This window comes from Paraburkholderia nodosa, from assembly GCF_001718195.1.
Classification (GTDB): Bacteria; Pseudomonadota; Gammaproteobacteria; order Burkholderiales; family Burkholderiaceae; genus Paraburkholderia; species Paraburkholderia nodosa_A.
The window spans coordinates 168900-180994 of the sequence record NZ_MCNV01000014.1 but is presented as its reverse complement, the minus strand read 5'-3'; the positions used below and the strand labels follow the sequence as shown (position 1 = coordinate 180994).

The 12095-nt window shown below is 64.4% G+C and carries 14 protein-coding genes; 6 read left to right on the top strand and 8 right to left on the bottom strand.

Going from position 1 to position 12095, the window contains the following annotated elements:
- The first annotated feature begins 145 nt into the window (after positions 1-145).
- Positions 146-373: a Sec-independent protein translocase subunit TatA gene (gene tatA / locus BFD71_RS23400; RefSeq protein WP_069266688.1), complete on the top strand. Its 228-nt coding sequence runs from the start codon at positions 146-148 to the stop codon at positions 371-373.
- On the opposite strand, the gene BFD71_RS23395 is transcribed toward tatA, so the two are convergent.
- Entirely contained in the window at positions 370-1020 is a 651-nt protein-coding gene (locus tag BFD71_RS23395; protein WP_069266687.1) for an ureidoglycolate lyase, read from the bottom strand. The two genes, tatA and BFD71_RS23395, sit on opposite strands and share 4 nt — an antisense overlap.
- Before the next feature lie 73 nt (positions 1021-1093).
- On the opposite strand from BFD71_RS23395, the gene BFD71_RS23390 reads away from it, so the two are divergent.
- Both BFD71_RS23390 and BFD71_RS23385 read left to right on the top strand, forming a co-directional pair.
- Positions 1094-2032 (top strand): LysR family transcriptional regulator, encoded by a 939-nt coding sequence (locus BFD71_RS23390; RefSeq protein ID WP_176732945.1) that lies wholly within the window; start codon positions 1094-1096, stop codon positions 2030-2032.
- A gap of 102 nt (positions 2033-2134) precedes the next feature.
- Positions 2135-2497 (top strand): BON domain-containing protein, encoded by a 363-nt coding sequence (locus BFD71_RS23385; protein WP_069266685.1) that lies wholly within the window; start codon positions 2135-2137, stop codon positions 2495-2497.
- 62 nt (positions 2498-2559) lie between these two features.
- Here the strand turns inward: BFD71_RS23385 and BFD71_RS23380 are convergent, their stop codons facing one another.
- Positions 2560-2880, bottom strand: a complete 321-nt coding sequence (locus BFD71_RS23380; protein ID WP_069266684.1) for a DoxX family protein — start codon at positions 2878-2880, stop codon at positions 2560-2562.
- A gap of 1 nt (position 2881) precedes the next feature.
- Entirely contained in the window at positions 2882-3262 is a 381-nt protein-coding gene (locus tag BFD71_RS23375; protein WP_069266683.1) for a DUF4267 domain-containing protein, read from the bottom strand.
- A gap of 114 nt (positions 3263-3376) precedes the next feature.
- Here BFD71_RS23375 and BFD71_RS23370 point away from each other — a divergent pair, with 114 nt between their 5' ends.
- A complete protein-coding gene (locus tag BFD71_RS23370) occupies positions 3377-3973 on the top strand; it encodes a TetR/AcrR family transcriptional regulator (protein ID WP_069266682.1) in 597 nt (198 codons plus the stop codon).
- A gap of 120 nt (positions 3974-4093) precedes the next feature.
- Here the strand turns inward: BFD71_RS23370 and acnB are convergent, their stop codons facing one another.
- Positions 4094-6679 carry a bifunctional aconitate hydratase 2/2-methylisocitrate dehydratase gene (gene acnB, locus BFD71_RS23365; protein ID WP_069266681.1) on the bottom strand — a complete coding sequence of 862 codons (2586 nt, stop codon included), beginning with the start codon at positions 6677-6679 and terminating at the stop codon, positions 4094-4096.
- A gap of 179 nt (positions 6680-6858) precedes the next feature.
- Positions 6859-7245, bottom strand: a complete 387-nt coding sequence (locus BFD71_RS23360) for a DUF3175 domain-containing protein (RefSeq protein WP_069266680.1) — start codon at positions 7243-7245, stop codon at positions 6859-6861.
- A 163-nt stretch (positions 7246-7408) separates the two neighbouring features.
- Here BFD71_RS23360 and BFD71_RS23355 point away from each other — a divergent pair, with 163 nt between their 5' ends.
- Together BFD71_RS23355 and BFD71_RS23350 are read left to right on the top strand one after the other, a co-directional pair.
- Positions 7409-7699, top strand: coding sequence for a hypothetical protein (locus tag BFD71_RS23355; RefSeq protein WP_069266679.1), 291 nt, complete (start codon positions 7409-7411; stop codon positions 7697-7699).
- Positions 7700-8119: 420 nt separating this feature from the next.
- Complete coding sequence (locus BFD71_RS23350) at positions 8120-8389, top strand: hypothetical protein (RefSeq protein WP_069266678.1); 270 nt, start codon at positions 8120-8122, stop codon at positions 8387-8389.
- Positions 8390-8429: 40 nt separating this feature from the next.
- Here BFD71_RS23350 and BFD71_RS23345 read toward each other — a convergent pair whose 3' ends face one another.
- The 3 genes from BFD71_RS23345 to prpR all read right to left on the bottom strand — a co-directional run bounded on the left by BFD71_RS23345 (position 8430) and on the right by prpR (position 11937).
- Entirely contained in the window at positions 8430-9260 is an 831-nt protein-coding gene (locus BFD71_RS23345) for an alpha/beta hydrolase (RefSeq protein WP_370684305.1), read from the bottom strand.
- Positions 9261-9288: 28 nt separating this feature from the next.
- Entirely contained in the window at positions 9289-9900 is a 612-nt protein-coding gene (locus BFD71_RS23340) for a LysE family translocator (protein WP_069266676.1), read from the bottom strand.
- 75 nt (positions 9901-9975) lie between these two features.
- Positions 9976-11937: a propionate catabolism operon regulatory protein PrpR gene (prpR, locus tag BFD71_RS23335; protein ID WP_069266675.1), complete on the bottom strand. Its 1962-nt coding sequence runs from the start codon at positions 11935-11937 to the stop codon at positions 9976-9978.
- Positions 11938-12095 lie beyond the last annotated feature (158 nt).

Below are 12095 nucleotides of genomic sequence, written 5' to 3'. Positions count from 1 at the left end.
AAACCGCCGTTCAAGGAAACGAGCGAGACACATCGGCGCGTTCCAATACGCCTGCGGAACATCAGGCGATACGCCGGGTCGGGCCGCAAGGTTCATTCATTCGTCGCAAGCGACGCGCGCGACGGCAAAGAGAGGATTTTCAGTTATGGGTTCGTTGAGCATCTGGCATTGGATGATCGTCCTGCTGATCGTGGCACTGGTTTTCGGTACGAACAAGCTACGGAACATCGGAGGCGATCTGGGCGTCGCGGTGAAGGGATTCAAGGAAGGCATGGCGCAAGGCGAAACGCCTGAGCGGCAGCATGCATTGCAGCAAAGCGATGCCGTCGATACGGAAGCAAAGGACGTGACCCGCTCGAGCAACGCACGCTAGTCACGCGCGATGGCGGCCTCGAGCAGACAGCCAAACTCCGATGCGAATTCGACCGAGACGCGTGCATGCACGGCGCCTTGTTTGTCGAAGAATCGCTGAGTCCCGTCGAGCGTGAACACGCCTTCGTGCCAGATGTTGGGGTGGATATAGAGACCCTGGCGTCCGTCGAAGCGGAAGCACACGAACTTCTCCGGCGTAATATCGTCGCCCGGCAATGCCAGCGGAACATAGAACGGGCGACGATCGAGCGGAAAGAACAGTTGCCCGCCGTCGGGGTGATAGTTCGCATGCCATAACAACATGCGTTCCGGTACGGTAGCGCTGTCTTCGCGTGCGTCGTCTGGCTGCGTTGCGTACGCGAGAACATAATTGCCGCCTACCGCTTCGTTGCGCCCGTAGAGAATGTCGCCGCGCCATTCGCTGACGAACGTGCCTTCGGTCGTGCCCGCTTCATCGCCGGTTCCCGGGTCGATCGGTCTAGACCCCAGGGCGGGCCACTGGACGATTTCCACCTGGCAGGCGTGCGGGTCGTCCACCAGCTTGCCATAGCCGTTCAGCGTTGCCGGAGTCGCGTCGACCACGGGCATCGCCACTCGCCGCAGGCCTCGCGGGAGGGCGGGATTGAGGTAGTCGATCTCTATGCTCATTTCGAATCTCCCCAGACTTATAAGAGGGCGGCTAGCCACGACCGCAACGGCACCGAGCTTAGAGCGCGTACCTGTGGCAGTCAAATTAATGCCGGTGCTATATTTTCGCATTGAGATTGATGGGGCGAGGTTCAAAGTGGCGATGCGCTATTTCCAGCTCAGGGCGTTCGATGCGGTCGTGCGCGAGGGCGGTTTTTCGAAGGCGGCGAATCTTCTCGGTCTGACGCAGCCGGCCATCACGGCGCAGATCCGCAATCTCGAAGAGGATTGCAAGCAGGCGCTCTTTATCCGCACGAATGAGGGCGTTCAACCCACCGATGCCGCGAAGCCGCTCTTTGAATTGACCCGCCAGATGTTTGCGGCGGAAGAGCAGATCGAGGACATGGTGAGCCGGGCGACGAGGTTCCAGCACGGCAGCCTCAAACTCGCCGCCGACGGGCCACAGGTGGTGCTTCAGGTGGTGGCCGCCTTTCGTGCGCAATACCCCGATATCGAAATTTCGGTCTCATTCGGAAGTCAGCGCGAGGTCTGGGATGATCTGCTCGCTTATCGGGTCGACGCGGTGGTCATCGGCAATGCCAGGAGCGATGCGCGTGTGGCGTCGATCCCCGTCGCGCGTCAGGGCATGCGGGTGCTCGTACCGGGGCATCATCCGCTCGCCGCGGCCAAAAGCGTGTCGCTCGGCGATCTCGCGGCGTATGCCGTGATTCGCCGGGAGGCGGGTTCCAATACCCAGCGTCTGGTCGACGAAGCCTTGCGAGGCGCAGGGATTTCGCTCCCGACGGCGATGAAACTCGGTAGCCGCGAGGCCGTTCTGGAAGCGGTCCGGAAAGGCCTCGGCATCGGATTCGTGCTCGAGCGCGAGATTCCCGAGGGCGCGCATTGCGTCGCCATCCCGGTGGAGGAGCTGCGCGACTGCAATATCGATTCGGTGGCCTGCCTTCACAGCCAACGCAAGCGAGGCATCGTGCAGACCTTCCTGGGCGTGGCGGCGGCATCAGCGGTCGTATAGTGCGACGGCGCGATGCGAGCGCCTTCGGAGCGGGTGTTTGCGTGGAGGTGCAATATGGACGGCGGCCGGCGCGTCCCTGCGCGGCAATGTCAGGAGTAGGTCATGAAATCGAATCTGCGATGCGCCGTGTTTGCGTCTTTTCTGTTGACCGCCGCTGGCGTGGCGCATGCCCAAACGGAAAATGCGCCAACGGACGCGTCGATGGCGCCGGGCACGACCCAGGCGGCGCCCAGCGAGAAGAAGGCGGACCGCGCACTTGCCCGTGCCGTGCGGCGTGCGTTGTCGAGGGCGCAGGGATTCAACGTGTCCGGCGTTTTCGTTCGCGCGCGCAGCGGCGCTGTGACACTGAGCGGCACGGTTCGCACCGGCGACCAGATTCGCCAGGCGGAAGAGGTTGCGCGTTCGGTGCAAGGCGTGAATTCGGTGTCGAACAAGCTAACGCTCTTTCACGGCGGCAACGGCTGAGTCCCCCGCGTTGGCATTCGCGCGCTGATTGTGCCGGATGTGCAGATCTGCGCGCGGCCCTTTCAAGCCGGGATTCCTGCGAGCGCGATCACGACGACAAAGACACCAAGCGGCACAAGGTGCGAGAAGTCGCGATGACGCAGAACGGTCAAAACCGCTGCCGCAATGATTAGCGCCCCGAGCGCCAGCCCAATCATGCGAGTTGCCGGTAGCGCAATCAGAACGGCGGATAGCATTTCCAGTGCGCCGGTCAAACGGCACCACCAGCGCGGGTAACCCCACCGGGCGTAATCGCTTTGCGATGCGGACGTGCCAATCGCGTTGAATAGACCGGCGCCAAAGAAGCCGGCGGCGAGAAGCCAGATCGAAACCGTGTGGATCATTTCAGCGCCCTCCCATCATCATCGAAATTGCGGTGAGGACCATCAGCACGGCCGTCGCGCCATGCATGCCGAAGGCGCTTTTGGTGGAGCCTTTCGCGGCAAGAATGAGCAGCATGTCGCCAATGGGGATGACGGCTTCCACGAGCAGGACGATGCCGATCCCAAGTGGCGTGCCCAACACCATGAACGCGAGGACCGCCAGTCCCGACGCAATGTCGCGCACGCCCTTGAGGCGAAGCCACCAGGCGGTATTGGCGCCGTTTTCTGGAAGCGGCAGACCGAAACTGCGAGTCGCAGACATTGGCCTGACAAGATATTGGGTGCCGATCGCGATAATCGCGAGGGCGAGGAACAGCGCCAGTCCGAACGAAAGCCAATGCATTGCAGTGTCCTGTGCTTCGTGGTGTAGTGACGGAATATAATCTAGCAATGCTAGATTTTCAAGCTTCCGTATCATCACGGGCATGTGGACTATTCGGGGCAGGAGGGTGGAAAGTTGAGTATCGCCGAGCGCAAGGGCAGGCAACGGGCCGAGCGCGAGTCCCGCATTGTCGCGGCAGCGCGCCTGATTGCGGAGCGCGACGGATGGGATGCCGTCACGGTTCGCCGCCTCGCCGAAGAGATCGAATATAGCCAGCCGGTCCTGTACTCGCATTTCGAGAACAGGGATGCGATCGTTTCAGCCGTTGCACTCGAGGGTTTCCAAGAACTCACGGTGGCACTTCGGGAAGCGGCGCATGGAGCGGCGGGGCAGGAAAACGCCCTCGAGCGTGTCGCCATGGCCTATCTTGGCTTTGCCGTGCGGTGTCCCGCGCTCTACGAGGCGATGTTCACGCTCCCGACCGATCTGCGGTTTGCAGATGCTGAGACCCGACCGGAACTGCGGGCCGGTTTCGAAGCGATCGCGTCGGTCGTCGCGCCGTTCAGTGCCGATGTCGAAAACGTGACCGAGACCTTTTGGGCAGCCCTGCATGGGCTCGCCGAACTCGAACGTTCAGGCCGAATCCGGCCCGGTGCGCGGGTCGAACGCATCATGCTGGTCGTCCGGGCAGTCATCGCTTCCCGAAACAGCTCGCTCGACTCCCACTCATAAGCCAGCACCTCGGCGAACCAAATAAAAATGGCGCCGCAGGCATTCAGCCTGCGGCGCCATTGTCCGGCGCTACGGCGCAGATCTGGAACAACAGTCCCGCGCCGTACTCCAGCATCACACTTACATCGTCACCGTATCGGCCACTTCCTTGAAGTCGGCGATCTGGTCGAAGTTCATGTATTGGTAGATCTTGTCGCCATTGGCGTTGAGCACGCCCATATCGGCCATGTACTCTTCCTTGGTCGGGATCTTGCCCAGACGCGAGCAGATCGCCGCGAGTTCCGCCGAGCCGAGGTATACGTTCGTGTTCTTGCCCAGACGGTTCGGGAAGTTGCGCGTCGAGGTCGACATGACCGTTGCACCTTCGCGCACCTGTGCCTGGTTACCCATGCACAGCGAGCAGCCCGGCATTTCGGTACGCGCGCCAGCCGTGCCGAACACGCCGTAGTGGCCTTCTTCGGTCAGCTGCTTCTGGTCCATCTTGGTCGGCGGCGCGACCCACAGCTTGACCGGAATGTCGCGCTTGCCTTCGAGCAGCTTCGACGCGGCACGGAAGTGACCGATGTTGGTCATGCACGAGCCGATGAACACTTCGTCGATCTTGGCGCCGGCAACGTCCGACAGCGTCTTCACGTCGTCCGGATCGTTCGGGCAGGCCACGATCGGCTCATGCACGTCGGCCAGGTCGATTTCGATGACGGCGGCGTACTCGGCGTCCGCATCCGGTTGCAGCAGTTGCGGGTCGGCCAGCCACGCTTCCATCGCCTTGATGCGGCGCTGCAGGCTGCGCGGGTCCTGGTAGCCCTGGGCGATCATCCACTTCAGCAGCGTGATGTTGCTGTTGAGGTATTCGATGATCGGTTCCTTGTTCAGATGCACCGTGCAACCGGCGGCCGAACGTTCAGCGGAAGCATCCGACAGTTCGAACGCTTGCTCGACCTTCAGGTCGGGCAGACCTTCGATTTCGAGAATGCGGCCCGAGAAGATGTTCTTCTTGCCTTGCTTGGCAACCGTCAGCGAGCCTTGCTTGATCGCCCACAGCGGAATCGCGTTCACGAGGTCACGCAGCGTGACGCCCGGCTGCATCTTGCCCTTGAAGCGCACGAGCACCGATTCCGGCATGTCCAGCGGCATCGTGCCGGTGGCGGCCGCGAAGGCGACCAGACCCGAGCCCGCCGGGAAGCTGATGCCGATCGGGAAGCGCGTGTGCGAGTCGCCGCCGGTGCCGACGGTGTCGGGCAGCAGCATGCGGTTCAGCCACGAGTGGATCACACCGTCGCCCGGACGCAGCGCGATACCGCCACGGTTGCTGATGAAGTTCGGCAGCGTCTGGTGCGTCTTCACGTCCACCGGCTTCGGATAAGCGGCGGTGTGGCAGAACGACTGCATGACGAGGTCGGCCGAAAAGCCGAGGCACGCCAGGTCCTTCAGTTCGTCGCGGGTCATCGGACCGGTCGTATCTTGCGAGCCGACCGAGGTCATCTTCGGTTCGCAGTACGTGCCCGGGCGCACGCCCTGGCCTTCCGGCAGACCGCATGCGCGGCCAACCATCTTCTGCGCGAGCGAGAAGCCCTTGCCGGTATCGGCCGGGTTTTGCGGCAGGCGGAACAGCGTCGACGGGGCGAGGCCCAGCGCTTCACGCGCCTTGGCCGTCAGGCCGCGGCCGATGATCAGCGGAATGCGGCCGCCGGCGCGCACTTCGTCGAACAGCACGTCGGACTTGACCTGGAATTCGGCGATGACTGCGCCGTTCTTGAGCGCACGGCCTTCATACGGGCGCAGTTCGACCACGTCGCCCATTTCCATTTGCGACACGTCGAGTTCGATCGGCAGGGCGCCGGCGTCTTCCATCGTGTTGTAGAAGATCGGGGCGATCTTGCCGCCGAGGCACACGCCGCCGAAGCGCTTGTTGGGGATGAAGGGGATGTCTTCGCCCGTGAACCACAGCACCGAGTTGGTGGCCGACTTGCGCGAGGAGCCCGTGCCGACCACGTCGCCCACGTAGGCGACCAGGTGGCCCTTTTCCTTCAGCGATTCGATGAACTTGACCGGGCCGCGCTTGCCGTCTTCTTCCGGCGTGATGCCGGGACGCGCGTTCTTCAGCATCGCCAGCGCGTGCAGCGGGATGTCCGGGCGGGTGGTCGCGTCTGGGGCCGGCGAGAGGTCGTCGGTGTTGGTTTCGCCCGTCACCTTGAACACGGTGATGGTCAGGCTTTGCGGCACTTCCGGGCGGCTCGTGAACCATTCGGCGTCGGCCCAGCTTTGCAGCACTGCCTTGGCGTTGGCGTTGCCGTTGTCGGCCAGTTCCTTGACGTCATGGAACTGGTCGAACATCAGCAGGGTTTTCTTCAGCGCTTCAGCAGCCACGGTGCCCACTTCGGCGTCGGAGAGCAGCGCGATCAGCGGGGCGATGTTGTAGCCCCCCAGCATCGTGCCGAGCAGTTCGGTCGCGCGAGCGCGCGAGATCAGTGCGCAGGCGGTTTCGCCCTTGGCCACGGCGGCCAGGAACCCGGCCTTCACGCGGGCGGCTTCGTCGACGCCTGCCGGCACGCGGTTGGTGATCAGGTCGAGCAGCGTTTGCTCTTCGCCAGCGGGAGGATTCGTCAGCAGTTCCACCAGTTCGGCGGTCTGCTGAGCCGTGAGCGGCAGGGGGGGAATGCCGAGCGCGGCGCGTGCGGCTACGTGAGCGCGAAAGTTTTCAAGCATTGGGGGACCTACTGGTATTGCGTTTGAAGGCGAAGGCTTTTCGGGCACTCCGAGGCTTTTCCAGGCACTGCTTTGACCGGGATTTTAAGCGCAATACGATATAACGTCAAATGTCTTATGTCTTATATAAGAGTTGCCCGCAAAGCCGATGCCACCGTGAAAAGGCCTGAAATTTTCGCTCAGGGCTTGCGGCCAAACGCTTCCCGAAGCTTTCCCTTGGCTTTCACGAGCGTGTCGCGCCGCGACTTGGGCAGGTTTCTGCCTGCGCGGTTGATGTAGAAGTTCAGCATCGACATGGCCGACTGAAATGGCGTGCCCTTGCGCCGCCGGCTGTGCAGCGACGACTCCTTGAGCGAGCGGGCGATCGCTTCGGCGCTGCCGGACTTGAATACGCCGGACTCGATGTCCATGGCGTCGCTCGTCTCGTTCACGTGCTTCGACCATTTTTTCGGGGCGCCGCTCGTGGCGCGTTTCGTGTGCGCTTTCGCGGCGCTCGCGTGGGCATGACGCTGCCGCGCGGGGCGCCCGCCCTTGCGTCGCGTAGCAGGATGCTGGCTCGTGCTCATGACTTCTCCCTCTCCATCAGACGACTCACCCGCTGCGCAAATGCAATACCGCCCGCAAGGGAAGTCAGGCCCGGCACGCCCTATGCGGCGCCGCGGGTGTGGACGCGCGCGGCGTGAGGTTAGCGGCAGGTGCGCTTCGAACCGGCAAGGGAGGCAGTCGATCATGAAGTCAACTCCACGCTATCAAGTGAACGTCTGCGGAGGCGATTTCCAGCATGTCCGGGAATGTTTTCGCGAATGGAAAACCGAAACGCTTATCTACCGCAAGGACCAGAAGATGTTCGAGGGACGCAACGAAGTGCGTCCGCTGGAAAAGCGCGACTACGACAACACGGAACAGGCGCGCAAGGCGCTGCAGAACGCCTGCAGTCCGCATGACCGCTATGCGCTGGCTGCCGAAGTGAGCAATGGCGAGCGCGATATGTGGATCGTAATGGCGGCTTATCGGGAATGAAGCCTTTCGGGAAGGCATGATGAGCGCAGGACCGGCGCAATACGGGGCGCGCCAGCGAAAAAGTGAATGGTCGGACAGACGGGGAGCGGGTAGAAGAATTACAAGCGTGGCGCGCGGAATTGCAATTGGCGCGCACAAGGGAGGGATCGGATGAAAAGCACTGCGAAATCGGGTGCCAATCTGGACAGGCCGCGCGCCCGTTTGTGGCTCCATTCGTGGCCGCGTGTTTGGCTGCTCGGCGCGGCCGCACTGGCGCTCGGCTGTACGGCTTGCAAACGTGCAGACGAAGGGGCGCGCCCGCAAACCCAGGATTCTTCGAGTAGCCAGATGTCGGCGCCAGCCGGCGCGCAACCGACGCCGGCGAGCGGTCCGAAATCATGAACAGGATGCCTCGCATCCACACCCTTTAAGGAGCGGATGATGGGTCTTTCAACCCAAAACCCCAGGCCGGACGAGGCCAGCGCAACCGACGACGAACTCGCCGCCGGCAAGCAGCCGACGCAGGAGAAACCCCCACGGGGTGCGCCGGGCAGCTTCGATCAACCGGAACCACGGCCCGAGTTCATGCCGCGCGAGGGCGGGCCGCATCCGGAGCAGACGGCCGAGGTGCCGCTCGGCCATCACGGCCGGGCGGAGCCGCCGGGGTCGTTCGGACACAACAGCGCGCCCGTGAAAAGAAAGGGCGGTTAGAGGTGCAAGCAGAGGCGGGATGCCCGGCGCGGAAAGCCCGCTAAGGCGCCAGCATCCACGCCGTGATGCCGTGCGCGACTTCGCTTTCGATGCCGTTGAAGCCGTGATACGCGTACGCCCCGCACGGGTCGCCCCGCGAAGTTCCGCCGGAGACGAGCATCAGCTTCGTTCCCGGCGATTGCGTGAGCTTCTGCATGAGCGTGTCCGTTTCGGACACCGGACACACCTTGCAGGCGTCGTCCTTGTTGTGCACCACGAGCACGGGAATTTCGAGCGCCGAGAGCTTCATGCCCGTGACCGGGTCGCCGCCCCGATTTTCGCGCAGGATGGTCGAGGTGAGCACGATGCCGTCCGGGCCAGCGCTGGGGTGGCTGTCATTCGCAAGAGCAATCGCGATGGCCGCGACCGACTGCGTGCCGCGGCTCGTGCCGACTAGCCAGACCGGCACGTGTAATTGTTCACGCAACCATGCGATCACGGCGCGAGCGTCCTCGGCATGTTCCGGCGTGAGGCGAAAACCGTCCAGGTAGGGCGGTGATTGCCGGTCGCTCGGTGCGTCGATGACTGCCACAGCAACGCCGTCGCCCACGAACAGCATGCGGCTGCGTACGAGAAAATTGTTGGCGCCCCAGCCGAAGTTTCCCTGCGGGTCCAGTTGCAGGCCGCCATGCCCGCCCGCGTAAAGTATCGCGGCCGCCTTCGGCGCTGCGGGCGCAATGAAAAGGAAGCGTTGGGTGACGCCGGGCCTCGTGGGTATGTCGACGACCTTGGGCGCGCTTTGCGCGTGGGCCAGAAAGGACGACGCTGCGAGCACGAACGCCAGCGTCAATGCCGACGCCAGCGGCGCGGCGCGCAGCCATCGCGAAGCCATGCGCACGCTCATGGCCGCGTGACCCGGCTCAGCGCCCCGCGAGCATGCGCCCGCCGAGCCCGATCAGCACGACGCCCACCACCGAGTCGAGCGCGGCTTTGCGCCGGACGAGGAAGTGGCGCACCGTGGGATGCGAGGCGAGCAGGGCCATCGAGCAATACCAGGCGCACGAGATGAGGATCGCGATCACGACGACCGCCACTTCGAGCCAGCGCGGCGCGGCAGCGGGCACCATCAACGCGAAAATGCTGCCGTAGAACGCAATGGCCTTGGGATTCGTCATGCTGACGACGTAGCCCTTCTTCGCGGCGGCCCAACCCGAAGCGCCCGCCTGCGCGGCAACCTGCAAGGGCTGTCGTGCGGTGAGGAGCATCTTCGCGCCGAGCCAGATCAGGTAGGCCGCGCCTGCGATGCGCAGCCCGGTGCCGATCCAGGCCACATGGGAGACGATCAGGCTTAGGCCCGCGATGGCGATCCATGCCCATGTGCCGGAGGCGGCGGCGAGACCGAGGCCGGTCGCGAGGCCCGCGCGCCGCGAGGCCACCGCCGTGGAGGTGACGATGACGAAGTTCGGCCCCGGGCTGGCGACGCTCAGCAGCAGGACGCCAGAAAGCGCGACCAGGACATTGAAATAGTTCACGAAGGCAGGTTCCCCGGCAGGTTCGATGCGCCCTCAATCGGCGCATCGTGGAGGTTGTCATGATACTCCGTGCGCTCACGCGCCCTTCATCAAGCGCCAAAGCGTCGTGCGGCCTATGCCGAGCGCGCGGCTGGCGGCTGCGCGATTGCCGCCGTGCGCGGTGAGTGCGCGCTCGACGTCTTCCCGCGTGACCGGCCTGGCGGCGTCGCGCCGCGCGCCGTTCGAGGCAATCGCCGCGCGCCGCGGCGCATCGTTCGCTTCGTCGTTCTGCGCGAATTCCGGGAATACATCGTATAACGAACTATCCGCGGACGCGTCGCCGGTTTCGTCGGCGAGGAAGATGGCCGCGCGCGCGAGCAGATTCTCGAGCTCGCGCACATTCCCGGGCCACGCATAGCTCGCGAAGTATGGTGCGAACAGCGTGAGCACGCGCTCGATCGCGGCGGCACGCAAGGCGTAGCGATCGGCCATACGTTCGAGCAGATGCCGCGCGAGCGCGGCAATGTCCTCCCGGCGTTCGCGCAAGGGCGGCAACGGAATATGCAGCAGATTGAGCCGGAAATACAGATCGGCGCGGAAGGCGCCTTCCTGCACCAGCGCGCGCAAGTCGCGGTGCGTGGCGGCAATCACGCGCACGTCAACGGGCGTGGCGCGGCTGGCGCCCAGTTTCATCACCTCGCGCTCCTGGAGCACGCGCAGCAGGCGGCTTTGCAGCGCGGGCGGCATCTCGCCAATTTCGTCGAGAAAGATCGTGCCCGTATGCGCGATTTCGACGAGGCCCGGTTTGCCGCCGCGCCGCGCGCCCGTGAACGCGCCTTCCTCGTGGCCGAACAGCTCGCTTTCGATCAGCCCCTCGGGCAGCGCCGCGCAGTTGAAGGCAACGAATGGATTGCCGCGCCGGCGGCTCGCGTTATGGATGCCCTGCGCGACGAGTTCCTTGCCCGTGCCGCTTTCGCCCGTGAGGAGCACGGTGGCGTCGTGTGCGGCGCTCATGGCCGCGAGGCGCCGCACGCGCGCCATGGCGGGCGCAACGCCGACCAGGTCGTCCAGTTCGTAGCGCGCCACGAGGTGCCGCGGCCGCTGGGTCGTGCGCAGCGACCGGTCGATGCGCTGCGCGACGAGCGCATCCTGCGCCGTGACCACCGCGCCCGAGCGCGCACCTTGCTCGACGATCGGCACGCAGCTCACGATCAGCGAGCGGCCGCCGATCTGCTCGATGCGTTCATCGACCGCCGCATCGCCGCCGGCCACTTCGTGCAGTAGCGGGCCCACCGAGCGGACCAGTTGCGCGCTCACATCGCGCGCGCGGTCGAGACCGAGCAGATCGAGCATGGCTGGATTGACCGCTTCGAGCTGACCGGCTTCGTCGAAAGCGGCCACGCCGTCGCGCAGGTGCGCGACGATCGTGTTCAGGCGCACGCGCTTGGACTCCTTTTGGCGGCTCACGCGGGCCAGCTCCACGGAGCGCTCGAATGCCTCGTGCACCGCGCCCAGCGAGTACAGGAACACGCTTTCGAGCCCCGCCGCCTGGGCGAGATCGCAAGCCATGCCGGGGCCGATGATGACGCGGCAGCCCTCGGCGGCGAGCGCCGTGACGGCGTCGTGCACTTCGTCCACCGTGCGATAGGCGCACTGCGTGAGCCGCAGGTTGAGCCACGCGCCGAGGTCGGCGAGTTCGTGCGAGACGCTCTCGTGCAGGATCAGCCCGATGGGCGCGCCGGGCCAGGTGGCGTTCGCGTGCGTGATGCCGGCCAGCACATCGAAGCCGTTCACCTTCACCATGACCACGGGCACGCTCAGGTTGTCGCGCAGGTACGCGCCGTTGGACCCGGCGGCGAGCACCACGTCGACGGTGCCGGCTTCGATATAGGGCTGCAGCGCCGTGACGGCGTCGCCATAGCCTTCGCGCACGTTGAAGAAGCGCGCCTCGCTGGCATAGCGCGGCGCAACGGTTTCGCAGAGATTGCGCAGCCGGCTGATGCTCACGAGCGCGATGCTCGGACGGCTGGCGGCCTGGGACGGGCTGGAGGGAGGCACGGCGCAATCCTTGGTACGGAAATGGGTGTTCGGAAACGTTTCATGAAACGTTCCATAGATTGTGGCATGAAACACCGGTCGTACGCTGGGGTTGCCTAAAGTATTGTTTTATATGGTTTGCGCCCAGTTTCCGCTGGTTGGCACACATCGTGCACTGC

Excerpts from the sequence above, each read along its gene's own strand:
- tatA (WP_069266688.1), top strand. The coding sequence starts at position 146 with ATGGGTTCGTTGAGCATCTGGCATTGGATGATCGTCCTGCTGATCGTG.
- BFD71_RS23395 (WP_069266687.1), bottom strand. The coding sequence starts at position 1,020 with ATGAGCATAGAGATCGACTACCTCAATCCCGCCCTCCCGCGAGGCCTG.
- BFD71_RS23385 (WP_069266685.1), top strand. The coding sequence starts at position 2,135 with ATGAAATCGAATCTGCGATGCGCCGTGTTTGCGTCTTTTCTGTTGACC.
- BFD71_RS23380 (WP_069266684.1), bottom strand. The coding sequence starts at position 2,880 with ATGATCCACACGGTTTCGATCTGGCTTCTCGCCGCCGGCTTCTTTGGC.
- BFD71_RS23375 (WP_069266683.1), bottom strand. The coding sequence starts at position 3,262 with ATGCATTGGCTTTCGTTCGGACTGGCGCTGTTCCTCGCCCTCGCGATT.
- acnB (WP_069266681.1), bottom strand. The coding sequence starts at position 6,679 with ATGCTTGAAAACTTTCGCGCTCACGTAGCCGCACGCGCCGCGCTCGGC.
- BFD71_RS23360 (WP_069266680.1), bottom strand. The coding sequence starts at position 7,245 with ATGAGCACGAGCCAGCATCCTGCTACGCGACGCAAGGGCGGGCGCCCC.
- BFD71_RS23355 (WP_069266679.1), top strand. The coding sequence starts at position 7,409 with ATGAAGTCAACTCCACGCTATCAAGTGAACGTCTGCGGAGGCGATTTC.
- BFD71_RS23350 (WP_069266678.1), top strand. The coding sequence starts at position 8,120 with ATGGGTCTTTCAACCCAAAACCCCAGGCCGGACGAGGCCAGCGCAACC.
- BFD71_RS23345 (WP_370684305.1), bottom strand. The coding sequence starts at position 9,260 with ATGGCTTCGCGATGGCTGCGCGCCGCGCCGCTGGCGTCGGCATTGACG.